The organism is Streptomyces chartreusis NRRL 3882, from assembly GCF_900236475.1.
GTDB lineage: Bacteria > Actinomycetota > Actinomycetes > Streptomycetales > Streptomycetaceae > Streptomyces > Streptomyces chartreusis_D.
Genome location: NZ_LT963352.1, coordinates 8208922 through 8232560 on the forward strand (window position 1 = coordinate 8208922; position 23639 = coordinate 8232560).

Consider the following 23639-nt stretch of genomic DNA (forward strand, 5'->3'; position numbering starts at 1 on the left):
AACGGTGGTCACCGCCCGGTCAACCGGCAACGGCGGACCGGGCGGGAGCATGTTCGGGCCGCAGCCCGTCGGCGGCGTGCCCGACCTCCGCGAACCTGCGCGCGGGTTTCTCCAGGACCGTGCGCCGGGCCGGGCGCGACGGCGCCGCCACCGCGGCGGAGGTCGTCGGAAGGGTGAACCACACGACCTTGCCGGACTCCCCGTCCGGCCGGACGCCCCAGCTCTCGCTCATGGCGGCCACCATCGCGAGCCCGCGCCCGCAGGTCGCCAGCGGATCGGCGTCGTCGACCACGGGCATCCGCGGGTCGTGGTCACGCACCGAGACCGTGAGCCGGTCGAGCAGCAGCTCTATCTCCACGGTGCACGTCTTGTCGGGCTGGGCATGCCGGTGGACGTTGGACAACAGCTCCGTCACCCCGAGCGAGGCCCGGTCGATCAGAGCGTCCAGATGCCAGTAGCGCAACTGCGCAGATACGATTCTGCGGACCTGGCCGATCCGCGACGGCAGGGCTTGGAGCTCCACCGTGCAGTGCCTGCTTGGGTAGCTGATCACGGCTGCGACTCCCCGACGTGAGGTCCGGAAGAACACGGAGTTCGGATCCAGCAGGGCGCCTTCGTGACGCTGCCGCCCGCTGTCGTGGCCGGCGGGCTGGTTCGCAGCGTTATCGCCGGTAAACCCAGAGTGACGTGAGACCAGAGTGACGCAGGGGGTGGGTTACCGCAACTCGCGGACATCTCAGTCGCCGCGCCCCGCCGCCCTGCGCACGGCCTCGATGAAGCGCCGTGCGGCCGGCGGCCCCGGCTCGCCCGGAGCGGGGTCGTGGTCGCCCAGGGTGAGCTGGTAGCGATTGCCGTTGAGATCCGCCGTGGCCCGGTCATCGGGGCCGAACCAGGGCTTGGAGGCGCGCACCGCCTGCACCGGCGCGCTGTCGATCTCACTGCCGTAGCTGGTCAGCAACTCGAGCCGGCCGTCGCTGATCCGGACCTGGCCGGCCCGGGTGAGCGAACGCAGCCGCTTCCCGATCCGCACGCCCGTGGCCCTGAACTCCGGCTCCGCCATGCCACCCGCCCCCTTGTGCGCGTCGGTGCACCGGCCCGCCCTCTGCGCGGTACCCGGCACAGGCTCGTGTCCTGATCCAGTGTGCCCCCGTCCGGAGACCTGCTCCGGTGGTGCGTCGTACCCCTGCCGGTACCCCGTGCGGAGCCCCGGTCCCGCGGTGAAGTCTGCCCCCACCCGGCGTCGAGCACCAGTACAGCAGACCCCCTCTCCAGGGGGCGCCCGGAGCACATACGCAAGTGCGCCCCCGGGACCGCGCGCCCCCTTGCCCCGGGCCCTGCCCCAGGGGGCGCTTTGGGGGGCTCAAAGGTACGTTTATGCAGGTGAGAAGCGTGAGCAAGGTGCTTATGATCGGGGTGTCGGCCGCGCGACGCGTCGTCGGCGCGCAGCGTTAGGAGCCCCCTCGTGAGCACTCCCCAGCAGACCCGGACCGGCGTGACCCTCGACGTCGACCACAGCGACGCCGCCTACCGGGCGTGGCTGAAAGAAGCCGTCCGCAGAGTCCAGGCCGACGCCAACCGCTCGGCCGACACGCACCTCCTCCAGTTCCCCCTGCCCGAGCGGTGGGGCGTCGACCTCTACCTGAAGGACGAGTCCACCCACCCCACCGGCAGCCTCAAACACCGGCTGGCCCGCTCCCTCTTCCTCTACGGCCTCTGCAACGGCTGGATCCGGCCGGACCGCCCGGTGATCGAGGCCTCCAGCGGCTCCACGGCCGTCTCCGAGGCGTACTTCGCGAAGCTCATCGGCGTGCCCTTCATCGCTGTCATGCCGCGCACGACGAGCGCCGAGAAGATCCGCCTCATCGAGTTCCACGCCGGCCGGTGCCACTTCGTGGACGACCCCCGCACGATGTACGAGGAGTCCGCCCGACTCGCGGCCGAGACCGGCGGCCACTACATGGACCAGTTCACCTACGCCGAACGGGCCACGGACTGGCGCGGCAACAACAACATCGCCGAGTCCATCTTCCGTCAGCTGCGCAGGGAGCGGTTCCCCGAGCCGGCGTGGATCGTCGCCACGGCGGGCACCGGCGGCACCTCGGCGACCCTCGCGCGCTACGTCCACTACATGCAGTACGACACGCGCGTCTGCGTGGCCGACCCGGAGAACTCGTGCTTCTTCGAGGGCTGGACCACCGGCGATCCGGACGTCACGTGCGACTGCGGCTCCCGCATCGAGGGCATCGGCAGGCCCCGCATGGAACCGAGCTTCGTGCCCGGCGCGATCGACCGGATGATGAAGGTGCCCGACGCGGCCAGTGTCGCCGCGGTACGGGCACTGGAGCGCGCCATCGGCCGCAAAGCGGGCGGCTCGACCGGCACGGGCCTGTGGAGCGCGCTGAAGATCGTCTCGGAGATGGTGTCCGAGGGACGGCGGGGCAGCGTCGTGACGCTGCTGTGCGACCCGGGGGACCGGTATCTCGACAAGTACTACTCGGACACCTGGCTGGCCGCCCAGGGGCTGGACATCGGGCCGTACACGGCCGCGATCGACTCGCTGCTGGAGACGGGGGTCTGGCCCGACTGACACGGCACCCCGGGCCTGCCGCCGGCGCGGCGCTACGACGCCGCAAGTCTCCGCTCCAGCGCCGTGACGGCGTCCCGGAAGGCCTTGGCCTGAGCCGCCCGTACCGGCTTCATGGCGAGCCGGTACGCCGCCGTCCCGTCGGTCGCGAACGTCCACCGCACCCGGGTCCCGGTACCTGCCGGGGCGAGCCGCCACTCCTCGACGATCGCGCGCACCCCGGGCACGTTGGTGACGTCGACGCGATAGGCGTACACCTCGGGTTCCCATGCCGCGATGATCGACTCCCGGAACCGGACGCCTCCCACGAGCCGGATGTCGCGCCCCTTCCCGCCGTCGATCGGGCGGGCGGCCGTCACCTGGGGGAACCAGTCGGCCCAGCCGGGCACGTCCTCCAGCGCGTGGAAGACCGCGTCCACCGGAGCAGAGATCTCGCGCGCGGAGACGTGCCGTACGGGCGCGACCCCGACGAAGTCGAGCCCCACCGGGCGCAGACGGTGAGCCATGGACGAAGCCCTCCCTGACGGCAGCGGGCGATGACCGGCAGCGTCACCCTAGCTGGCGGCCCGTCAGATGTCTCCACCCTCCTCGGGTTCGGGCTCCCCGGCCACCACCAGCCGTCGTAGATGCTCCACGACCACACCGCGCGCCTCGTCCGGCAGACCGGCGTCCGTCACGAGCGTGTCGATCCGCTCCAGCGAGGCGAACGAACTCAGACCGACCTTGCCCCACTTGGTGTGGTCGGCGACCACCACCACGCGCCGGGCCGACTGCACGAGCCGCCGGTTCGTCTCCGCCTCCGCGAGGTTCGGCGTCGACAGGCCGGCCTCGACCGATATGCCGTGCACCCCGAGGAACAGCAGGTCGAAGTGGAGCGCCGCGATCGCCTGGTCGGCGACCGGCCCCACCAGCGAGTCGGACGGCGTGCGCACACCGCCGGTCAGCACGACCGTGGCCGCGCCCTGCCGCGGCCCCGAGGTGCGCTGCGCCGCGTGGAAGACGTCGGCCACCCGCACCGAGTTGGTGACCACCGTCAGGTCCGGCACGTCCAGCAGTTGCTGCGCCAGCGCGTACGTCGTCGTACCGCCGGACAGGGCGATCGCCGCGCCCGGCGCGACCAGCTTGGCCGCTTCCCGCGCGATGTCCTCCTTGGCGGTCAGTTCCAGCCCCGACTTGGCCTCGAAGCCCGGTTCGTGCGTACTCGCCTCGACCACCGGGACCGCGCCGCCGTGCACCTTCTCCAGCACGCCCTGACGGGCGAGCGCGTCGAGGTCGCGGCGGACCGTCATGTCCGACACGCCGAGCTTGCGGGTCAGCTCGTTGACCCGGACCCCGCCCCGGCGGCGGACCTCGTCGAGGATCAGGGATCGCCGCTGCTCCGCGAGGAGGTTCTGATTCTCGCTCACGTACGCTCCGGTCCTTTCGCCTCAATGCCGTCCGTCAGGCCCAGCACACCTGCGCCAACCAGGACATTCTCCCCGGCTCCGGTGCGCGGACGCCTCATCCTCGCATGTCGCGGAGCAGGTGGCGCCACCGACCGCTCGTCGCGCACATGTCACCTGCGGCTCATCCGTCGCTTCGCAATGTCACGGATCGGGGAGATTCCGTGACAGGAGGTGTGCGGCGCCGCAGAAGTGGAGATCCTTGTGCCCGCACGGACAGAGCCGACGGCGTGTCACGGGGGAAGTGTCAATCAGTGGAACGTGCGCAGGAACAGGCCTCGACCGGCGGGCCGGACCATCCCGGCCGGCGGCCCGGTGAGACCGGGACCGCCCTGGAACTCCTGGTCCACGGCGTGGGGGGCACCACGCCGCAGGAGATGCTCAACGATCCGCGCACGGTGCGGATCACCGGCGACGGCATCGCGGCCGTCTTCCGGCGCGCCGACGACGTCGACGCGGAGACCAGCCCGGACGACCGCCGCCGCGACGGACCGGTGCCCGAGGCCTACGTCTGGTGCAACCTCACCTCCGGCAACGGCACCCGCGCCCTGTGGCTGTTGCTGCTGCCGTTCATGGTCGTCAACCTGGCCCACTGGATGCGCCCCAACGCCCGGGGCCGCCGCCGCACGGTGCGCCTGTACGGCCTCCTGGTCCGGCTCGCCGGGCTCACCCTGACGGTGCTGCTCGTCGCGGCGGCCTGCGAGGTCGCCCTCGACCTGGCGGCCTGGCAGTGCGCGGGCACACGCGCGTGCGCCGACCGGCACTCCTGGCTGGGCTTCCTCTCGCCCACCGTCTCGGACGGCGGCTGGTGGAGCAGCCCGGGCCGCAGACTCGCCCTGGCGTCCTTCGTCCCGACCGCCCTGACCGGTCTGCTGTGGTACCTGTCCCGGCGCACCTGGAGCGACTACGAGTCCCAGCAGCCGCCGGCCCGCGACCCCGAGCCCGACGAGGACGGCGACGGCCCGACCGCGCTGGGCCGGCCCGGCTTCTGGTACGGGCGCCGGCTGGTGGCCCGGCTGCGCGCCGCGCACACCGCCGCCGGACTGGTCACGGTCGCCGCCGCGGTAGCCGGCGCCGCCGCCCGCCACGACCGCGAGCCCGGCGGCCCCGCCGCACTGAACACCCTGGGCCTGCTCCTGGAGGCCGCCCTGGTGGCCTGTGCCGTCGCCGTGGTCTGGGTGGTGTGCCGCCGGGGCCGCAGCGAGAGACGCCTCGACCGGGAACTCGACGAGCGCTTCGTACGACGCCTGCCGCTCGCCGCCCTCGTGCTGCTGGCCCTCGCCCTGCTGTACGCGGGATGGGAGCGCCCCGGCTGGGAGTCGGCCGGCCGGCTGCCGGGCGACGCCACCTTCGGCGGTCTCGCCCTGGTCCAGGGCCTGCTCGTGATCGTCCTCGCCGGCGTCGCTCACGCACTGCACCGCACCGACCCCGACCGCCGGGCCGTGCTGCGCGGCCTCGGCGGACCGGCCGTCGCGATGCTGGCCTGCGCCCTGGGCGGCGTGATGTCCGGCGGGGTGGCGCAGCGCGTGTCCGACTGGCTGGACGGCACCGGGACGTCGATCGACGGCCCGCCGGTCCTGCTGACCTGGCAGGCGTCCGTGATCCCGCCCGTGATCGTGGTGCTCTTGGTGCTCGTCGGCTGGCTGGCCCACCGTGCCCGGCAGCTCGCCCGCGCCGAGCGCGAGGCGGTGGCCCGCGACTACCCGGACGAGGCCCAGGACCGTGCCCGTACCAGCCGTATCGCCTACACCAGAGCGATGGCCTCCCTCACCGACCGGGGACCCCGCGTCGTCGCCGTCACCTCCGGTGTCACCCTGCTGCTCGGCGCCGGAGCCCTCGTGGGCGCCCTGACCACCGACGAGACACCCGGCGAGGCGGCGCAGGGCACCTACCCCGTCGTCCACGGCGCCGCCGAGACCGCCCAGGCCCTCGGCTCCTGGCTGATCGGCCTCGGCTTCGTACTGTTCGTCACCTGGGGCAGGCGCGCCTACAAGGACGCCGCGGCACGCCGCACCATCGGCATCCTCTGGGACGTCGGCACCTTCTGGCCGCGCGCCGCCCACCCCTTCGCCCCGCCCTGCTACGCCGAGCGCGCCGTGCCCGACCTGACCTGGCGGATCGCGACCTGGACCCGCGTCACCGGCGGACGGCTGGTCATCTCCGGGCACTCGCAGGGCAGCGTGCTCGCCGCCGCCGCGGCCTGGCAACTCGCGCCGTCCACCCGCAGACGCGTCGCGCTGCTGACCTACGGCTCCCCGCTGGAGCGGCTCTACGGCCGCTGGTTCCCGGCGCACTTCGGCCCCGCCGCGCTCAGCTCCCTGCACCGGGAGGTCGACTGCTGGCGCAACCTGTACCGGCTCACCGACCCCATCGGCGGCCCCGTGCGCCTGCCCGGCGACCACGACCTCGGGGTCGACCACGTGCCGCTGATGGACCCCCTCTCCTACGGCCGCACCGACCTGCACCCGCTGCCGGCGCCGATCCTCGGCCACTCCGACTACCAGGCCGATCCGGCGTTCGCCGAGGAGCGCCGCAAGCTGCTGGCCCGGCTGCGGCCGGGCCTGCCGACACCCCGTCCGGAGGCCGATCCTCAGGGCAGCTCGGGGAGGTCCTCGGCGTAGAGCAGGGTCAGGTCGTCCGTGCTCGGCTCGGGGAACTGGGCGACCCGGCTCGCGTGCCGCTCCACCATCGCCTCGAAGGTCTGCCGGGCGGTACGGCCGTTGCCGAACGCCGGACCCTTCGGGATCTCCGTGAAGTACTTCCGCAGGGCCTTGGCCGCGCCCTCCGCCAGCCGGTACTCGTGCTCCTCGGCCTGCTGCTCCACGATCCGCAGCAGGTCCTCGGGGCCGTAGTCGCTGAAGGTGATGGTCCGTGAGAACCGGGAGGCCACCCCGGGGTTGACCGACAGGAAGCGCTCCATCTCGGCCGTGTAGCCCGCGACGATCACCACGACCGCGTCCCGGTGGTCCTCCATCAGCTTCACCAGTGTGTCGATGGCCTCCTTGCCGAAGTCGCGGCCCGCGTCCTCGGGGGACAGCGCGTACGCCTCGTCGATGAACAGCACACCGCCGCGCGCCTTCTCGAAGGCCTCCTGCGTGCGGATCGCGGTCGAGCCGATGTGCTCGCCCACCAGGTCGACCCGGGACACCTCGACCAGGTGGCCCTTCTCCAGCACACCGAGCGACGCGAGGATCTCGCCGTACAGCCGTGCGACCGTCGTCTTGCCCGTGCCGGGGGAGCCGGTGAAGACCAGATGCCGCTTGACCGACGCGGCCTTCAGGCCCGCCTGCTGCCGGCGCCGGCCGACCTCGATCATGTCGGTGAGGGCGCGCACCTCGCGCTTGACGCTCTCCAGGCCGACCAGCGCGTCGAGTTCACCGAGGACGTCCTTGGAGGTGCGGGCCGGCTGCTCGGGCTCCGCGACCGGGGCCGGGGCCGGGGGCGCCGGCTCGGTGCGCTGCCCCGGGACCGCGCCCAGCAGGCCGGGGGAGTGGCTCACCGTCTGCACGGCCGTCTCCCGCGCCGCCGGTGCCCGCAGTCCCGCGCTCTCGTCGCTGGTGCAGTCCTCGACCAGGGGGCCCGCCCCGGACGACGCGTCCGCGCCGCTGTCCGCGAACTCGTAGCCGCCGCGCGCGCACCGCTCCGTGCGGCACTTCCGCAGCGTCGTACGGCTGCCGTCGATCACGTGGAAGCCGTAGCCGCCGCTGCCCGTCACCCGGCAGTTCTGGAAGCTGCCGCGGCCGCCCGCCGAGACGTACACCCCCGCCTCCGCGGGTGAGTCGACCGTGCAGCGTTCCACCGTGGGGTCGGCGCCCTTGGTGACGATGACGCCGGTCTGGGTGCCGTCCAGCGTGCAGTTGCTGAGGGTGCCCCCGCTGCCGTGGTCGCGGAACCAGGCGCCCGTCGCCGCGTCCCGGATCCGGCAGTCGTCGAGCTGCGCGGTGGCGCCGTCGCTCACCGACACGGCCGTGTTGCGCACCTGCGACAGGTCGCTGTCGACGACGTCCGCGCGCGAGCCGCGGTCGAGGACGAACAGGGCGTCCGGCACGTCGTGCACCCGGCACGAGTCGAGCACCGCGGTGGCGCCGTCGCTCACCCACACCGCCGGGTAGTCGCCCGTGCTGTCGAAGATCTCGCACTGGTTGGCGTCCACGCGTGTGCCCGGGTCCCACACCGACAGGCCGTTGCGCCCGAACTGCCGCACCGTGGTGCGGGTCAGTGTGAGGACGGAGCGGGAACGCAGGTCGACCGCGTTCTCCGGGATGTCGTGGATACGGCAGTCGGCGAGCGTCAGCACGGCGTCCGTGTCGAGCGTGACACCGTCGGCCGTCGTGCGGTGCACATCGCAGTCGGTGAGGTGCGCGGTGGCCCGGCCGGTGATCTGCACGCCGCTGCCCCGGACCTCGTAGACCTCGCAGCCCACCGCCTCCAGCGCCGAGTTCTCCCCGGTCGCCGACAGGCCCGAGCCCGAGGTGTGGTGCACCCGGCAGCGCTCCAGACGGGGGTGGGCGCCGCCGCGCACCGCCACGCCCGCCTGGCCGGCCGCGACGACCTCGCACTCCTCGAACAGCCCGCCCGCACCGTCGAGTACGGCGATGCCGATGCCCGCCGGATTGTCGACCGCGCAGCGCCGGACCGTGGGCCTGGCGCTGCCGCGCACCTCGATCCCGGTCGCCGACCGCGTGACCACCCGTACGTTGCTCAGTTCCGGAGTGCCCTCCTCCACCAGCACCGCGGGGGCCGCCGCGTCCTGGCCCTCCACGTGCAGGTCCTGGACCACCGCCGAGGCGCGCACGGTCAGCGGCACGCCGTCCGCGGGCGCGATCCGCACCGAGCCGGGGGAGCCCTCGGGGCCGCGCAGCGTCACCGCGCGCTGCACGACGAGGTTCTCCCGGTAGGTGCCGGGGGCGACCGTGAGGACGTCTCCGTCGGCCGCGGCCTCCAGGGCAGCGGCGAGCGATGCGTACTCACCCGTGCGGCGCCGCCACCGCGACGTGCCGGTGTGCGTCACCTGGACCGTGCCCTGTGCCATGGTGTAGCTGTGCCCCCACCTCGGTCGTACTGATGGCTCGTTCGCCTTCGGGGCGCTCCAACCGGTGTCGGGACCGCGACCGTGCCGGGCCCCCTCGGGCCTGCGCGCGCACGCGGCATCGAAACCGGCGCGCCCCTCCTGCTCGCTCGCGCGCGGGTTGTGCCGAACGGTTCGGCCGGACCACCGTAGCGTGCGCGCGGGTGGTGGGTTGACCAGAGCCGGAAGGCTGTCAGCTGCCGGTGCCCGTCCTGCCCCAGTCCGGGCCCGCCTTGTCCCATGCCTGGTCCCAACGGGCGTACCGGCGGCGGACCATGCGCCAGACGATCAGCCGTCTGCCGCCCTCTATGAGACCGCCGGCCACGAGGGCCGCGCCGAAGCCGGCGAGGACCGCGTGCGTCGACGCCGTCGCGGAGTCGAGGGGGCGGGCCACCATCCGGCCGTGCCGGTCGGTCCAGATCCGGAACTCGTCGCCCTGTTGCGGGTCCTTGAGGCTCGCCAGCACCGGGCCGTGCTGCGCGGTGCCGTCGGGTGCCGTCCAGTCGGCGAGGACGCGGTTGCGCAGATCCCGGCCCGTGGACGTCTCGGGGTCGGCGTCCAGCGGGGAGGGGTCGAGCTTGCGGACCACGGTGGCCGTCACGAGGTGCCGCGCTTCGTGCTGCTCGCGGACGGAGCGCTGGAGCGCTTCCTGGGCGGCGCCCCCGACGAGGGAGCCGGCCACCGGGGCGGCCAGGAGGATCAGCACCAGGGCCGCCAGCGCCACCCAGGCCTCGGCCAGATCGGTGGCGCGGCACAGCGGGTTGCGCCGCCAGCGCCAGAGTCCACTGATCGCTCGCACTGCCTGCACCCCCTTCCGGCTCCGTGATAACCCCCGGCGGAGCCGTCCGCGCGCCAACCCGGCGAAGAGAGAGGGAAATCACCTCTCACCGGCGACTCTCATGCACTTCTCACACAACGCCAACGCCCGGCCCCGTCGCCCGGTTCCCGCCCGGGCGCAGACCTCCGGCCCGGCCTATTCGAGGATCGTGACCGGGTCACCGACCCGGATCGTGCCTCCGGACAGGGGCACCAGGTTCTGCCCGAAGACCAGCTTGCCGCCGAGCCGCCGGTGCCGCCCCAGGCTGTACAAAGGCTCGCGGCCGCGCTCGCCGGTGCCCTGGTCGGTGGTGGTCACCACGCATCGTCCGCAGGTCTTGGCGACGCGGAAGGACACGTCCCCGATCGTGAGACGCGACCAGTCGTCCTCGGCCCAGGCGTCGGTGCCCGCCACGACCACGCTCGGCCGGAAACGGTTCATGGGCAGCGGGCCCTCGTCCGCGTGGTCCCCCTGCGCGATCAGCGCGTTGAGGGCGTCGAGGGAGGCCGTGGTGGTGAGCAGCAGCGGAAAGCCGTCGGCGAAGGAGACGGTCTCGCCGGGGCGCGCGTACTCCGGGTCGACGGGCCGGCGCGTGGCCGGGTCGTCCATGTACGCGAGACGCACGCCGATGCCGAGATAGGCGCTGCACCAGGCGTGCGCGGCCTCGTCCTCGGCCGGGACCGCGTCGACCTTGTCGCGGAAGATCTCCACCGGCACCGTGGCCGACGGCCGGGGAACGGACACCGTCAGGGGGTCCATGCCGGGCGCGGACAGGCGGACGCCGCCGTCCGGCAGAAGCTCGGCGGCGGCCAGGGCGAGGCAGGGCTGCTGGCGTTGCGTGACGACCTTTCCCCCGTCGTCGATCAGCACCCAGCGCCGGTCTCCGGCCAGCCCCCAGGGCTCCACGGCGGCCTCCCGGGGCGCGAGGCCCCGGACCGCCTTGACCGGATGGACGTGGATCGAGTGCAGGTGTGCGTTCCCCATGGGGCCATCGTGCCAGTCGGTACCGACAGCCCCCGGGCGGGCGGCTCAGTAACCGCGGTACTGCTGGTTGTACGGGTCCTGATAGGGAGCCTGGGCGGGCCGGGGAGCCGCGGGACGCATCGCCTCGTAGCCCGCGCCGGGTGCCGCCGGACGCGGTGGCTGCGGCTGGGGGCCGGGATAGCCGCGCGGTGCGGTGGCCTGCTGCGGGATGTACGCCGCGGGCGCTTGCTGGAGCGGGGCGGGCTGCGGCGCCTGCGGATACCCGTAGGCGGGCTGGGAGGGGGCTGCAGGAAGGGCGGGCAGCGCCGAGGGGAGGGCGGGCAGGTTGCCGCCCGGCGTGTCGTACTGCGCGGGGACCCGGATCGGGGCGATCTGCGGGGTGCCCCGCTCGGCGACGAGCTTGTCGTAGATCGGGGTGTCCGGGAAGGAGGCGGAGTAGTAGCCGCCGCCATAGGTGGAGCGGGGGGAGGTCATGGCACATAAGTTAAGCCCACGATGTGCTGGTTGGGGAGACCGATAAGAGGGTTGTTTTCCGTGTCGGCAGTGACCCGGTATCCCCAATGCGAGCGAACTCGGCAAAAAGGGGCGCCGGACGGGGTTCTGATCGTGTAAAGGCCGAGTTCCGGGCGGGTTACCGGCGGGTTGACCCCCGTCTTCCGGTGGCGACGCATGGGAGTTCGCCGCGGGGAGGAATAGGTTGTGCGGACGGAACTCGACGGACGGCCGGGGATGGCCTGGCGCGGTGACACGCAATGGGGGCGGACATGCAAATGTTGAAAGGTTCAAATACTGCTGTGCCTACCTCGGCGCTGCGCGTGGAATTGGGCTGGCGCGCCGGACCGGGGGTGCCCGACGCCGACGCCTCCGCTTTGCTGCTGGTAAGCGGAAAGGTCCGGTCCGACGCGGACTTCGTCTTCTACAACCAGCCCGCGCACTCCTCCGGCGCGATCCGCCACGAGGGCAAGCGGAACGCCGACGGCCGGGTGACCGACACGCTCCTCGTCGACCTCACGCGCGTGGAGCCCGCGATCGAGACGATCGTCCTCGCCGCCTCCGCCGACGGGGGCACGTTCGGGCAGGTCCCGGGCCTGTACATCGAGGTCCGGGACACCACTGGGGGAACGCCGGTCGCCCGCTTCGACGACCCGGGCGCCACCACCGAAACCGCTTTCGTGCTCGGCGAGTTCTACCGCCGCCAGGGCGCCTGGAAGTTCCGCGCCGTCGGCCAGGGCTACAGCAGCGGACTCGAAGGACTGGCCACGGACTACGGCATCTCGGTGGACGAACCGCAGCAGGCGGCCCCGACCCCGACCCCGGCTCCCGTGCCGCCCGTGGCCGCGCCCTCGGCGTACCCGCCCCCGCCGCCCGCGCAGCCGCTGGCGCCGCCCCCGCCGGCCGCGCCCCCGGCGGCACCGCCCGAGCCCGTCCGCCTCACCAAGGTGACGCTCACCAAGGCGGCCCCCTCCGTGTCGCTCACCAAGCAGGGCGGCACCTCCGGAGCCCTGCACGTGAACCTCAACTGGCAGGTGCGCAAGCAGTTCTCGGGCTGGAGCAGCAAGTTCGGCCGCCCGGCCGCGATGCACTCCGACCTCGACCTCGACCTGTGCGCGCTGTACGAACTCGCCGACGGCAGCAAGGGCGTCGTACAGGCCCTCGGCAACGCCTTCGGGGCCCTGCACCAGCCCCCGTACATCCACCTCGACGGCGACGACCGCACCGGCGCCGTGTCGACCGGTGAGAACCTCACCGTCAATCTCGACCACAAGAACGCTTTCCGGCGCATCCTCGTCTTCGTCACCATCTACGAAGGCGCCCGCTCGTTCGCCGACCTGAACGCCACCGTCACCCTCCAGCCGCAGCACGGCGCCCCCATCGAGTTCTTCCTCGACGAGTGCACCGTCCCCTCGCCCGTGTGCGCGCTCGCCCTGATCACCAACACGGGTGGCGACCTCGTCGTGCAGCGGGAGGCGCGCTACCTCGTGCCCGAGCGCGGGGTGAGCCCGCAGCGGACCGTCGACTACGCCTACGGGTGGGGCATGAACTGGACACCCGGGAGGAAGTGACTCCACCCGCGGCGGTCAGCCCTCGTCGGGGACGGCTTCCGGGCGGGCATAGGTGCGGCCCTTCCAGGCCGCACCGCGTCCCCGGTAGTGCTGCACCGCGGAGTCGACGGTCATGAGGAGATAGAGGAACGCGGTGAACGGCAGCAGGGGAGCGAGCCACAGCGGCTGCCGGTAGTAGCGGAGCATCGGCACGTACGTCCCCGTCATGACCAGCCAGGCCAGCCCTCCGGCGACCGCTGCCGCCGCATTCCCCGACGCCAGGCCGGCCACCACCGCCACGGGCGGCACCAGATACACCAGCGCCAGCCCGGCTACCGTGCCGGCCAGCAGCAGGGGGTTGTGCCGCAGCTGGGCGTAGGCGCTGCGCGACACCATCCGCCACAGATCGCCCAGCCGCGGATACGGGCGCACGCTGTCCACCCGGTCGGCCAGCCCCAGCCAGACACGGCCGCCGCTGCCCTTCACCGCCCGCGCGAGAGCGACGTCGTCGATCACGGAGTGCCGGATCGCGTCAGGGATCCGCGCCCGCTCGGCCGCCGCAGTCCGCAGCAGGACACACCCACCGGCCGCGGCCGCCGTCCGAGCCCCCTTCTTCCCGATCCGGCGGAAGGGGTAGAGCTGAGCGAAGAAATAGACGAAGGCGGGTACGACGAGCCTCTCCCAGGTGCTCTCCACCCGCAGCCGGGCCATCTGCGAGACGACGTCGAACCCACCCGCACGGGCCGCCGCCACCAGCTCCCGCAGGCTGTCCGGCGCGTGCGCGATGTCGGCGTCCGTCAGCAGCAGGTACTCGGGGTCACGCGCACGGGCCAGGCCGATGCCGTGGCGCACCGCCCACAGCTTGCCGGTCCAGCCCGCGGGCGGCTCGCCCGGCGAGCCCACCGTCAGCGGCAGCCCGCCGATCCGGCGCGCCAGTTCACGCGCCAGGTCACCGGTGCCGTCCGTACTGCCGTCGTCGACGAGGAAGACCTCCGCACGCCCCGGATAGTCCTGTCCGAGCAGCGACGGCAGCGCGGCGGGCAGCACCGCCGCCTCGTCCCGGGCCGGGACGACGACGCACACCGACGGCCAGGCGTCCGGTTCCCGGCGCGACGGCAGTCGCACATCGGTGCGCCAGAAGAAGCCCTGACAGAGCAGCAGCCAGAGCCAGGCGAGAAGTGATCCAGCGGCAGTCCACACAACGGCGCTCACGCGCGAAGTCTGCCCCACCCGCACTGCCCGGGACCGCTCATCGTCTATCGTGACCGGGTGAAGATCGCGCTCATGGACTCCGGAATCGGTCTGCTGGCGGCCACCGCCGCGGTTCGGCGGCTGCGCCCCGACGCCGATCTCGTGCTCTCCCTGGATCCCGACGGAATGCCGTGGGGCCCGAGGACACCGGAAGACCTGACCGAGCGTGCCCTGGCCGTCGCCGAGGCGGCCGCCGCGCGCCGCCCCGACGCCCTGATCGTCGGCTGCAACACCGCGACGGTGCACGCGCTCACCGCCCTGCGTGCCCGCCTCGAACCGGAGCTTCCGGTCATCGGCACCGTCCCGGCGATCAAGCCGGCCGCGGCCGGCGGCGGACACCTCGCCATCTGGGCGACCCCGGCCACCACCGGCAGCACCTACCAGCGGACCTTGATCCGGGACTTCGCCGGCGGGGTTCCCGTCACCGAGGTGCCCTGCTGGGGCCTCGCCGAGGCCGTCGAACGCGCGGACGAGGCAGCGATCGACGCCGCCGTGTCCGCGGCCGCCGCGCTGACGCCTGACGAGGTGACCACCGTCGTCCTCGGCTGCACCCACTACGAACTGGTCGCCGAGCGCATCCGGGCCGCCGTCCAGCGCCCCGGCCGGCCGCCTCTCGTGCTGCACGGCTCCGCGGGCGCCGTGGCCGCGCAGGCCCTGCGCCGGCTCGGCCGGCAGCCCGCGCCGGGGGCCGCGCCGCACGGCACCCTGACCGTCCTGCTGAGCGGACGCGAGGGCGCGCTGCCCGCATCCGCCCTGGCGTATGACGAAGGACGGCTGTTGCAGGCGGTCACGCCGGCCGGCTGACCGCACCCGCCGCCCGGCGTCGTCGCCGTGCCGGATCCGCCCCGCCGACCGGCCGGCGCAGTAACGCTCCGCCACGAGGTACCAGCGGAGCGAAACCTGAGTAACCTCATAGCCATGAGGGACCACCGCCACGGCGAGAACGCTCCCCACGCGCACACCGACGTCTGGACCGGCCGGGCCACCAACCGGGTCCAGTGGCTGCTGGCGCTCATCGGTGCCGCCTGCATGGCGCTGGGCATCGAACTGGCCGTCGACTCGGCTTGGACGTCCGGCATCGCCCCGCTGGCCATGGCCGTGGTCGGCTGCATCGCCGCCGGGCTGCTGGTCCTCTTCGGAACGCTCGCCTTCGTGCACGTCGCCCTGCGGGTCGACGAGGAGCACCTGGAGGTGCGCTGCGGCCACATCGGACTGCCCCGCCGCCGTATCCCGCTGTCCCATGTGGCGGGCGCCACGTACATCTCGCACGTCACTCCCCGCCACTGGGGTGGCTGGGGCTATCGATGGCGGCCGGAGAAGGGCACCGCGGTGGTCGTGCGACGGGGCGAGGGCGTCGTGCTGGAGCTGTGGGACGGACACACCTTCACGGTCACCGTGGACGACGCGGAGGCGGCCGTACAGGTGATCAAGGCGCGGTTGGGGCGGACCAAGCCGGGCGCCCCCGCGCACTGAGCGGACGTCCTCTCACCACGCCGGGGCGCGTCCGGCGCCCCGGGGACGCGTGTCCGGTGTGCGGTGCGACGGTTCGTCGGTGAGCGGCCGCGCCGTGGCCATGCCCGCCAGCAGGCCCGCACCCACCGACACCGCGGTGAAGCTGAGCGCGTTGCCGAAGGCGGCTATGACCGCGAGCGCCGTCAGGGCCGCGCCCGCGGTGAGCACCACCGGGGTCGGGCGGGGGCTGCGCCACAGCGCGTACAGCACCCATCCGAACGCCGCCGCCAGCAGGACCACGCCGACGATGCCCTGTTCGGCCGCCTGCTGAAGGGGGGCCGAGTGGGGTTTGCCGTCGGACAGCAGTGACTGCGCGGACGTCGTGCTCAGCTCCCCGAAGCGCCCCGGGCCGACGCCCAGGGCGGGGTCGTCGCGCAGCAGATGCCATGCGTCCTGCCAGAGCCGCACCCGGTGCGGTGTCAGCCGCTCCTCCAGGGCGGCCACGAGCCCGCCCGGCACGGCCCGCGCCGCGACCGCCCAGGTCAGACCGGTCACCAGGACGGCGACGGTGCCCAGGACGGCGAGGCCGGCGCCGCGGTGACGGGTACGGCCGGCGGCCAGCGAGCACAACAGCACAGCGACGGATGTGACGCATCCGGTGGCCGAGCCGAGCACGGCCGCCAGCACCGCGGCCCCGGCGGCCGGCAGCCGCAGGGCGAACCGCACGGCCGGAACGGGAGCGGCCCAGGCCGCGCAGCACGCGGCACCGGCCGATAGCGTCAGCACGGCGGCCGTCGCCCCGGCATGCCCGAGAGGTGTGGTGATCTGCGGGCCCGGCGCGAGGTGCGGAACCGCCACGGTCAGCCCGATACCGGCCAGGGCCCCGGCGCAGGGCGCGCCGACCGGCAGCAGCGCCCCGCCGATCCGCCCGGCGGCGTACCCGGCCGCAACGGCCAGCACGGCGAGCAGCACACCCTCGGGCCGGCCGTCGTGCATCGCCGCCGTGATCAGTGACCAGCCGGCGCAGGCTCCCAGCACCACGACGCCGGCCGCGTCCACGACGATTCGTCTCTCACCGTCCGCGTCCTGCCCGGACGCGGACGTCAGCCCACTGGAACCCACCCCGCCCCGCCCCCGCACCACGTCGCCCCCGACCTGTGAAGACCCCGGCCGCTCGGGCCGTAACCGGCCGCACGACTGAGGCTTCGGCACACCGTAGCCGCTGGTGGACGGTTTGTGGATGTGTCGTGACGAAATGAGCAGGAACGTCGCGGCAGACCTGCGGCGAGGCTGTGACGCCGCTGCCACGTGGACCGCGCTGTCGGCGCCAAGGTCACTCGCCTTACACTCCGGGAGTGACCGTCACCGCAACCTCCGTCGGCGAGTCGGACCAGCTGGAGCCGCGGATCGCGCCAGGAGCGCGGACCTGGGCCCGGCGGCTCGTGCGCCTCCTCCCGGCCGCCGCAGCCGCGCTCTCCGGCCTGCTCCTCTACGTCAGCTTCCCGCCCCGCACCCTGTGGTGGCTCGCCCTGCCCGCCTTCGCGGTCTTCGGCTGGGTGCTGCGCGGCCGCGGCTGGAAGGCGGGGCTCGGCCTCGGCTACCTCTTCGGGCTCGGCTTCCTGCTGCCGCTGCTGGTGTGGACCGGAGTGGAGGTCGGACCGCTCCCCTGGGTCGCCCTCGTGGCGATCGAGGCGATCTTCGTCGCGCTGGTCGGCGCGGGCGTCGCCGTCGTGTCGAAGCTGCCCGGATGGCCGGTGTGGGCTGCCGCCGTGTGGGTCGCCGGCGAGGCGGCACGCGCGCGCGTGCCGTTCGACGGCTTCCCCTGGGGGAAGATCGCGTTCGGGCAGGCGGACGGCGTGTTCCTGCCGCTCGCCGCGGTGGGCGGCACCCCGGTGCTCGGCTTCGCGGTGGTCCTCTGCGGCTTCGGACTGTACGAGGTCGTCCGCCTCACCGTGGCGTGGCGGCGCACCGGCACGGTGCGCCGGGCCGCGGCGGCCGTGGGGCTGCTGAGCCTGGCCGTCCCGGTCGTGGCGGCCGTGGCGGCCCGGCCGCTGGTCAGCGACAAGGCCGAGGACGGCAGCGTGACCGTCGCGGCGATCCAGGGCAACGTGCCCCGGGCGGGGCTGGAGTTCAACGCCCAGCGGCGGGCCGTGCTCGACAACCACGCGCGCGAGACGGAACGCCTGGCCGCGGAGGTCGAGGCCGGCAAGGTCCCACGGCCCGACTTCGTGCTGTGGCCGGAGAACTCCTCCGACGTCGATCCGTTCGCCAACCCCGACGCCCGTGCCGTGATCGACGCAGCGGCCAAGGCCATCGGCGTGCCCATCTCGGTCGGCGGCGTCGTGGAGCGCGACGGCAAGCTCTACAACGAGCAGATCCTGTGGGACCCGGTAAAGGGCCCCGTCGACACCTACGACAAGCGTCAGATCCAGCCGTTCGGCGAGTACCTCCCGCTGCGCACGCTCGTCGGGGCGATCAACAAGAACTGGACGGAGATGGCCCGCCAGGACTTCAGCCGCGGCACCAAGCCGGGCGTGTTCACCATGGACGGCGCCAAGGTCGGTCTCGTCACCTGCTACGAGGCGGCCTTCGACTGGACCGTGCGCTCCGAGGTCACCGACGGCGCCCAGATGATCTCCGTGCCGAGCAACAACGCCACCTTCGACCGCAGCGAGATGACCTACCAGCAGCTCGCCATGTCCCGCGTCCGCGCGGTGGAGCACAGCCGGACCGTGGTCGTGCCGGTGACCAGCGGTGTCAGCGCGATCATCATGCCGGACGGGAAGATCACGCAGAAGACCGGCATGTTCGTCGCCGACTCCCTGGTGCAGAAGGTGCCGCTGCGCTCCTCGCAGACCCCCGCCACACAGCTCGGCGTCCTGCCGGAGATCGCCCTCGTGCTGGTCGCGGCCGGCGGACTGGGGTGGGCCGTCCGCGCCGGTCTGCGCGGGCGACGCGCCGGTGACGTGTAGCCGTACGCCGGTCGCACACCGCTTGAAACCCGCCGGGGCGCCGCAACCCGCCCAGTAGGGTCGGGGCCATGGCTACTCCCGACTTCATCCGCACCCTCCGCGCCTCGGCCGGTCACCAGCTGCTCTGGCTCCCCGGAGTCACCGCCATCGTCTTCGACGACGAGGGCAGAGTGCTGCTCAACCGCCGGTCCGACACCCGCAAGTGGTCCGTGGTGGGCGGCATCCCGGAACCGGGGGAGCAGCCGACGGCCTGCGCCGTACGGGAGGTCTACGAGGAGACGGCCGTGCACTGCGTCGCCGAACGGGTCGTCCTCGTCCAGGCACTGGAACCCGTCACCTACGGGAACGGCGACATCTGCCAGTTCATGGACATCACCATCCGTTGCCGTGCCACCGGCGGTGAGGCGCGGGTCAACGACGACGAATCGCTGGACGTGGGCTGGTTCGACATCGACGCCCTGCCCGAGCTGGACGAGTTCGGGCTGTTCCGGATCAAGCAGGCTCTGTCGGACGCCCCCACATGGTTCGACCCCACTGCATCCGGCTGAACTGTAGGGCGTGACCACATGGGGCGCGGCAGTGGTGCTGCCTAGGGTCGAGGCATGACCGCGCCCCGTTTTCCGGCTCCCCAAGCCTCCCCGCTCGACCTCGGCGGCCGCACCGCGCTCGTCACCGGCGCCGCCGGCGGCATCGGCCGCGCCTGCGCGCTGCGGCTCGCGGCCGCCGGGGCGAAGGTGAGAGCGGTCGACCGGGACGCCGCGGGCCTGGAGGCGCTCGCGGGACAGGGCCGCGACCTCGCGGGCACCGTTGAACCGCACGTCCTCGACCTCACCGACCTGGACGCCGCCGAACTCGCCGCCGCGGGCACCGACGTCCTCGTCAACAACGCCGGGCTCCAGCTCGTGCGCCCCATCGAGGAGTTCCCGCCCGACGTCTTCCACACGGTGCTCACCGTGATGCTGGAGGCACCCTTCCGGCTCATCCGCGGTGCGCTGCCCCACATGTACGGACAGGGATGGGGCCGCATCGTGAATGTGTCGTCCGTCCACGGGCTGCGCGCCTCGGCCTACAAGTCGGCCTATGTTGCCGCCAAACACGGGCTGGAGGGACTCTCCAAGACCACCGCCCTCGAAGGCGCGCCACACGGTGTCACCTCGAACTGTGTGAACCCCGCCTATGTGCGCACCCCACTGGTCGAGAAGCAGCTCGCCGACCAGGCCCGGGCGCACGGCATCCCCGAGGAGCGCGTCCTGTCCGAGGTGCTGCTCCAGGACAGTGCCGTCAAGCGGCTCATAGAGCCGGAGGAGGTCGCCGAGGCCGTGGCGTATCTGTGCGGTCCGCAGGCGTCCTTCGTGACCGGTACCTCACTCGTGCTCGACGGCGGCTGGACCGCCCACTGAGCCTCCGGCCCGTCCGCCCGGGAGTTGTCCACAGGGCTGACGGGACGGCCCGGTCATGGTGAATCCTGTGAGCATGTCCAGCGATCACGTGCAGCCGGCCGAGCGCTCCGCCGGCCTCGCCGAACCGCCGCCGAGCGGCGCGGAGACGCCGTATCTCGAGCTCCTGGCCCGGGGCGCGTCCGCCGACGCATACGAGCAGCCGGTCCTGCTCGCGCGTGCCGAAGGCCGCCCGGCGGAGTGGATCGCCGCGCTCCAGCGGGCCAAGCCGCTCGCCCTGCGCGTCCGCTCGGAGCTGGAGGGACGGCGCCGCCGCGAGGCCGAGCTGTCCGCACTGTTCGAGACCGCCCACGACCTCGCCGGGCTGCGCGACCTCGACGCCGTACTCCAGGCGATCGTGCAGCGCGCCCGGTCGCTGCTGGGCACGGACGTCGCCTACCTCAGCCTCAACGACCCGGCGAGGGGCGACACCTACATGCGGGTCACCGAGGGCTCGGTCGCGGCCCGGTTCCAGCAGTTGCGGCTCGGCATGGGGGAGGGGCTCGGCGGCCTGGTCGCACAGACCGCACGTCCCTATGTCACCGACGACTACTTCAAGGACGACCGCTTCCAGCACACCCGCACCATCGACGCCGGCGTGCGGGACGAGGGGCTGGTGGCCATCCTCGGCGTGCCGCTCACGCTCGGGCACCACGTCATCGGCGTGCTGTTCGCCGCGGACCGCCGCGCCCGGGTCTTCGAGCGGGAGCAGATCGCCCTGCTGGGCTCCTTCGCCGCCCTCGCCGCGGCCGCCATCGACACCGCCAACCTGCTCGCCGAGACCCGGTCGGCCCTCGCCGAGCTGGAGCGGGCCAACGAGATCATCCAGGACCGCAGCGGCGTCATCGAGCGCGCCTCCGACGTGCACGACCGGCTCGCCGAGCTCGTCCTGCGCGGCGGCGGGGTCCACGACGTGGCCACCGCCGTCGCCGAAGTCCTCGACGGCACGGTCGAGTTCACCGAGGCCGACGCGGCACCGGCCGAGGCCCTGGAGGCGTCCCGCGCGGAGGGCCACGCCGTGCGGCACGAGGACGACTGGATCGCCGCCGTCGCCGCCGGCGGAGAACTGCTCGGCGCACTCGTGCTGCGCGGCCACCCGGGGCTCGACCCCGTCGACCAGCGCACCCTGGAGCGTGCCGCCATGGTCACCTCCCTGCTGCTCCTGGCCCGCAGGTCCGCCGCCGAGGCCGAACAACGCGTCCGCGGTGAGCTCCTGGACGACCTGCTCGACGCCCGCGACCGCGATCCGCGACTGCTGCGAGAGCGCGCGGCCCGCCTCCATGCCGACCTCGACGCCGTCCACGTGGTGCTGGCGGCGCGCCCGGAGGACGACGCGCCCGACGCCGACCAGGAGGCGGACGCCCGCAGACGCCTGGCCGCCGCCGCGTCCCACCTCGCCGCGACCCGACACGGCCTGGCCGCCGCGCGCGACGGCGGTACCGTCCTGCTGCTGCCCCTCGACCCCGGCGACACCGCCACCGAACTGGCCCGCCGGGCTGCCCGGCACCTGGGCACAGCGGTCCACGCACCGGTCACCGTCGGCGCCTCCGCACCCACCGGGAACCTCGCCGCCCGCCCCGACGCCATAGCCACGGCCTACGCCGAGGCCCGGCGCTGCCTCGACGCCCTGCGGCTCCTCGGCCGCTCCGGCGACGGGGCCGCCGCCGAGGACTTCGGCTTCCTCGGGCTGCTCCTGGCCGGCGACCGGGACATCCCCGGCTTCGTCGACCGCACCATCGGCCAGGTCGTCGCGTACGACCGACGACGCGGCACCGAATTGCTGCGCACCCTCGACGCGTACTTCGCCTGCGGCATGAGCCCGGCCCGCACCAAGGACGAACTGCACGTCCATGTGAACACGGTCGCCCAGCGCCTGGAGCGCGTCGGCCGTCTCCTCGGCGACGACTGGCAGAGCCCGGCCCGCGCCCTGGAGATCCAACTCGCCCTGCGCCTGCACCGGCTGTCGGCGCCGGAACGGCACTGACCCCCGTGCGCGGGAACGGACGCAGGGGGTCGGTGCCCGGACAGCTCAGCGAGTCCGGGCGTCCGCCGCCGGTGCCGCGGTCCGGTCCGCGTCGGCGGGAGGGGCGACGTCGGCCAGATCCCGGTGGCGGGTCTCCTTGGCCGCCGCCACCGCGATCACCGTGAGCACGGCGGCGGCGATGACGTACAGGGCGATCGGCGTGGAGCTGCCGTAGTCGGACAGCAGCGCGGTGGCGATCAGCGGCGCGGGCGCGCCCGCTGCGACCGAGGCGAACTGGGCGCCGATGGACGCGCCGGAGTAGCGCATCCGCGTCGCGAACATCTCGGAGAAGAACGCGGCCTGGGGCGCGTACATCGCCCCGTGCAGCACCAGCCCCACCGTGACGGCGAGGATCAGGTTGCCGAAGCCGCCGGTGTCGATCAGCGAGAAGAACGGGAACATCCACAGCCCGACCCCGACCGCACCCACCAGATACACGGGTCGGCGGCCGATCCGGTCGGACAGCGCACCCCACGCCGGGATGGCGGCGAAGTGCACGGCTGAGGCGATCAGTACGGCGTTGAGCGCGGTCTGCTTGGAGACGCCGGCCGAGGTGGTGGCGTAGACGAGGATGAACGCGGTGATGACGTAGTAGCTGATGTTCTCCGCCATGCGCGCGCCCATCGCGACCAGCACGTCACGCCAGTGATGCCGCAGCACGGCGACGAGCGGCAGCTTCTCGGCAACCGCGGCCCGGTCCGCCTTGCGGGCCTCGGCCTGCGCCAACGCCTGCTTGAAGACGGGCGATTCATCGACAGACAGACGAATCCACAAACCGACGATCACCAGCACGCCGGAGAGCAGGAACGGGATCCGCCAGCCCCAGCTGCCGAACGCGGCGTCCGACAGCACGGCGGTCAGCAGGGACAGCACACCGGTGGCGAGGAGTTGCCCCGCCGGTGCGCCGGTCTGCGGCCACGAGGCCCAGAAGCCACGCCGCCGCGCGTCCCCGTGCTCCGACACCAGCAGCACCGCACCGCCCCATTCGCCGCCGAGCGCGAACCCCTGGACCAGCCGGAGCACGGTGAGCAGGACCGGTGCGGCCGTACCGAGGGTGGCGTACGTGGGCAGCAGCCCGATGGCGAAGGTCGCCCCGCCCATCAGCAGCAGACTCAGCACCAGCAGCTTCTTGCGCCCGAGCCGGTCACCGTAGTGCCCGAACACCAGCGCACCCAGCGGCCGGGCGGCGAACCCGACCGCGTACGTCAGGAACGACAGCAGCGTGCCGACGAGGGGGTCGGAGTTCGGGAAGAACAGCTTGTTGAAGACCAGCGCGGCGGCGGAGCCGTAGAGGAAGAAGTCGTACCACTCGATGGTGGTGCCGATGAGGCTGGCGGCGACGATGCGACGGAGGTTCGCGGGTGGTGGGGTAGCGGTGGTTGCGGAGGTCATGCGCGCCACTTCCTCGTGTGCGGTGGGGACGGGTATGTGTTCGCACACCGTAGGAACGTGCAGGTCAGCGGCACATGTGGTGGGGCGACATAGTTCGGGGCGTGGCTATGCGTCGGACCACCATGCCCGCTCGCGGAGCGGCGACTGAGAAGCTTGGAGAAGGGTGAAATGGGTTG

General features: G+C 73.1%; 20 protein-coding genes. 9 read left to right on the forward strand and 11 right to left on the reverse strand.

The window, feature by feature from the left end:
- Positions 1 to 19: 19 nt before the first annotated feature.
- Both SCNRRL3882_RS36985 and SCNRRL3882_RS36990 read right to left on the reverse strand, forming a co-directional pair.
- On the reverse strand, positions 20 to 553 hold the full coding sequence (locus tag SCNRRL3882_RS36985) for an ATP-binding protein (RefSeq protein WP_173937331.1): 534 nt from the start codon (positions 551 to 553) through the stop codon (positions 20 to 22).
- Positions 554 to 736: 183 nt separating this feature from the next.
- Complete coding sequence (locus SCNRRL3882_RS36990) at positions 737 to 1060, reverse strand: hypothetical protein (RefSeq protein ID WP_010043251.1); 324 nt, start codon at positions 1058 to 1060, stop codon at positions 737 to 739.
- A 402-nt stretch (positions 1061 to 1462) separates the two neighbouring features.
- Here SCNRRL3882_RS36990 and SCNRRL3882_RS36995 point away from each other — a divergent pair, with 402 nt between their 5' ends.
- The gene (locus SCNRRL3882_RS36995) at positions 1463 to 2587 is read left to right on the forward strand and encodes a PLP-dependent cysteine synthase family protein (protein WP_010043249.1); all 1125 of its coding nucleotides are present in this window, start codon (positions 1463 to 1465) and stop codon (positions 2585 to 2587) included.
- A 32-nt stretch (positions 2588 to 2619) separates the two neighbouring features.
- On the opposite strand, the gene SCNRRL3882_RS37000 is transcribed toward SCNRRL3882_RS36995, so the two are convergent.
- Both SCNRRL3882_RS37000 and SCNRRL3882_RS37005 read right to left on the reverse strand, forming a co-directional pair.
- Positions 2620 to 3090, reverse strand: coding sequence for an SRPBCC family protein (locus SCNRRL3882_RS37000; RefSeq protein WP_010043247.1), 471 nt, complete (start codon positions 3088 to 3090; stop codon positions 2620 to 2622).
- A gap of 63 nt (positions 3091 to 3153) precedes the next feature.
- Complete coding sequence (locus SCNRRL3882_RS37005; protein WP_010043244.1) at positions 3154 to 3990, reverse strand: DeoR/GlpR family DNA-binding transcription regulator; 837 nt, start codon at positions 3988 to 3990, stop codon at positions 3154 to 3156.
- A gap of 290 nt (positions 3991 to 4280) precedes the next feature.
- Here SCNRRL3882_RS37005 and SCNRRL3882_RS37010 point away from each other — a divergent pair, with 290 nt between their 5' ends.
- Entirely contained in the window at positions 4281 to 6647 is a 2367-nt protein-coding gene (locus SCNRRL3882_RS37010) for a hypothetical protein (protein ID WP_010043241.1), read from the forward strand.
- Here the strand turns inward: SCNRRL3882_RS37010 and SCNRRL3882_RS37015 are convergent.
- The 4 genes from SCNRRL3882_RS37015 to SCNRRL3882_RS37030 form a co-directional block, all read right to left on the reverse strand.
- On the reverse strand, positions 6617 to 9058 hold the full coding sequence (locus tag SCNRRL3882_RS37015) for a right-handed parallel beta-helix repeat-containing protein (protein ID WP_010043238.1): 2442 nt from the start codon (positions 9056 to 9058) through the stop codon (positions 6617 to 6619). The genes SCNRRL3882_RS37010 and SCNRRL3882_RS37015 overlap by 31 nt on opposite strands.
- Before the next feature lie 229 nt (positions 9059 to 9287).
- Positions 9288 to 9893 (reverse strand): hypothetical protein, encoded by a 606-nt coding sequence (locus SCNRRL3882_RS37020; RefSeq protein WP_010043235.1) that lies wholly within the window; start codon positions 9891 to 9893, stop codon positions 9288 to 9290.
- 174 nt (positions 9894 to 10067) lie between these two features.
- Positions 10068 to 10895 (reverse strand): MOSC domain-containing protein, encoded by an 828-nt coding sequence (locus tag SCNRRL3882_RS37025; protein WP_010043233.1) that lies wholly within the window; start codon positions 10893 to 10895, stop codon positions 10068 to 10070.
- Positions 10896 to 10940: 45 nt separating this feature from the next.
- On the reverse strand, positions 10941 to 11369 hold the full coding sequence (locus SCNRRL3882_RS37030) for a DUF6643 family protein (RefSeq protein WP_010043232.1): 429 nt from the start codon (positions 11367 to 11369) through the stop codon (positions 10941 to 10943).
- 296 nt (positions 11370 to 11665) lie between these two features.
- Between SCNRRL3882_RS37030 and SCNRRL3882_RS37035 the strand changes: the two genes are divergently transcribed.
- A complete protein-coding gene (locus SCNRRL3882_RS37035) occupies positions 11666 to 12958 on the forward strand; it encodes a TerD family protein (RefSeq protein WP_029181403.1) in 1293 nt (430 codons plus the stop codon).
- A 15-nt stretch (positions 12959 to 12973) separates the two neighbouring features.
- Here SCNRRL3882_RS37035 and SCNRRL3882_RS37040 read toward each other — a convergent pair whose 3' ends face one another.
- Positions 12974 to 14167, reverse strand: a complete 1194-nt coding sequence (locus tag SCNRRL3882_RS37040) for a glycosyltransferase (RefSeq protein ID WP_029181402.1) — start codon at positions 14165 to 14167, stop codon at positions 12974 to 12976.
- 39 nt (positions 14168 to 14206) lie between these two features.
- Here SCNRRL3882_RS37040 and SCNRRL3882_RS37045 point away from each other — a divergent pair, with 39 nt between their 5' ends.
- The gene (locus tag SCNRRL3882_RS37045; RefSeq protein ID WP_029181401.1) at positions 14207 to 14992 is read left to right on the forward strand and encodes a glutamate racemase; all 786 of its coding nucleotides are present in this window, start codon (positions 14207 to 14209) and stop codon (positions 14990 to 14992) included.
- A gap of 114 nt (positions 14993 to 15106) precedes the next feature.
- Positions 15107 to 15661, forward strand: a complete 555-nt coding sequence (locus tag SCNRRL3882_RS37050) for a hypothetical protein (protein WP_010043224.1) — start codon at positions 15107 to 15109, stop codon at positions 15659 to 15661.
- Positions 15662 to 15673: 12 nt separating this feature from the next.
- On the opposite strand, the gene SCNRRL3882_RS37055 is transcribed toward SCNRRL3882_RS37050, so the two are convergent.
- The gene (locus SCNRRL3882_RS37055) at positions 15674 to 16762 is read right to left on the reverse strand and encodes an O-antigen ligase family protein (RefSeq protein ID WP_029181400.1); all 1089 of its coding nucleotides are present in this window, start codon (positions 16760 to 16762) and stop codon (positions 15674 to 15676) included.
- Between the two features lie 233 nt (positions 16763 to 16995).
- Here SCNRRL3882_RS37055 and lnt point away from each other — a divergent pair, with 233 nt between their 5' ends.
- The 4 genes from lnt to SCNRRL3882_RS37075 all read left to right on the forward strand — a co-directional run bounded on the left by lnt (position 16996) and on the right by SCNRRL3882_RS37075 (position 22032).
- Positions 16996 to 18612, forward strand: a complete 1617-nt coding sequence (lnt, locus tag SCNRRL3882_RS37060) for an apolipoprotein N-acyltransferase (RefSeq protein ID WP_010043218.1) — start codon at positions 16996 to 16998, stop codon at positions 18610 to 18612.
- Positions 18613 to 18680: 68 nt separating this feature from the next.
- Positions 18681 to 19160: an NUDIX hydrolase gene (locus SCNRRL3882_RS37065; RefSeq protein WP_010043216.1), complete on the forward strand. Its 480-nt coding sequence runs from the start codon at positions 18681 to 18683 to the stop codon at positions 19158 to 19160.
- Between the two features lie 54 nt (positions 19161 to 19214).
- On the forward strand, positions 19215 to 20012 hold the full coding sequence (locus tag SCNRRL3882_RS37070) for a 3-hydroxybutyrate dehydrogenase (protein ID WP_010043213.1): 798 nt from the start codon (positions 19215 to 19217) through the stop codon (positions 20010 to 20012).
- 73 nt (positions 20013 to 20085) lie between these two features.
- Entirely contained in the window at positions 20086 to 22032 is a 1947-nt protein-coding gene (locus SCNRRL3882_RS37075; RefSeq protein ID WP_010043211.1) for a helix-turn-helix domain-containing protein, read from the forward strand.
- Between the two features lie 45 nt (positions 22033 to 22077).
- Here SCNRRL3882_RS37075 and SCNRRL3882_RS37080 read toward each other — a convergent pair whose 3' ends face one another.
- A complete protein-coding gene (locus SCNRRL3882_RS37080) occupies positions 22078 to 23463 on the reverse strand; it encodes an MFS transporter (protein WP_010043208.1) in 1386 nt (461 codons plus the stop codon).
- Positions 23464 to 23639: the final 176 nt, after the last annotated feature.

Coding starts and splice junctions, on each gene's coding strand:
- SCNRRL3882_RS36990 (WP_010043251.1), bottom strand. CDS start 1,060: ATGGCGGAGCCGGAGTTCAGGGCCACGGGCGTGCGGATCGGGAAGCGG.
- SCNRRL3882_RS37000 (WP_010043247.1), bottom strand. CDS start 3,090: ATGGCTCACCGTCTGCGCCCGGTGGGGCTCGACTTCGTCGGGGTCGCG.
- SCNRRL3882_RS37015 (WP_010043238.1), bottom strand. CDS start 9,058: ATGGCACAGGGCACGGTCCAGGTGACGCACACCGGCACGTCGCGGTGG.
- SCNRRL3882_RS37025 (WP_010043233.1), bottom strand. CDS start 10,895: ATGGGGAACGCACACCTGCACTCGATCCACGTCCATCCGGTCAAGGCG.
- SCNRRL3882_RS37030 (WP_010043232.1), bottom strand. CDS start 11,369: ATGACCTCCCCCCGCTCCACCTATGGCGGCGGCTACTACTCCGCCTCC.
- SCNRRL3882_RS37035 (WP_029181403.1), top strand. CDS start 11,666: ATGTTGAAAGGTTCAAATACTGCTGTGCCTACCTCGGCGCTGCGCGTG.
- SCNRRL3882_RS37050 (WP_010043224.1), top strand. CDS start 15,107: ATGAGGGACCACCGCCACGGCGAGAACGCTCCCCACGCGCACACCGAC.
- SCNRRL3882_RS37065 (WP_010043216.1), top strand. CDS start 18,681: ATGGCTACTCCCGACTTCATCCGCACCCTCCGCGCCTCGGCCGGTCAC.
- SCNRRL3882_RS37070 (WP_010043213.1), top strand. CDS start 19,215: ATGACCGCGCCCCGTTTTCCGGCTCCCCAAGCCTCCCCGCTCGACCTC.
- SCNRRL3882_RS37075 (WP_010043211.1), top strand. CDS start 20,086: ATGTCCAGCGATCACGTGCAGCCGGCCGAGCGCTCCGCCGGCCTCGCC.
- SCNRRL3882_RS37080 (WP_010043208.1), bottom strand. CDS start 23,463: ATGACCTCCGCAACCACCGCTACCCCACCACCCGCGAACCTCCGTCGC.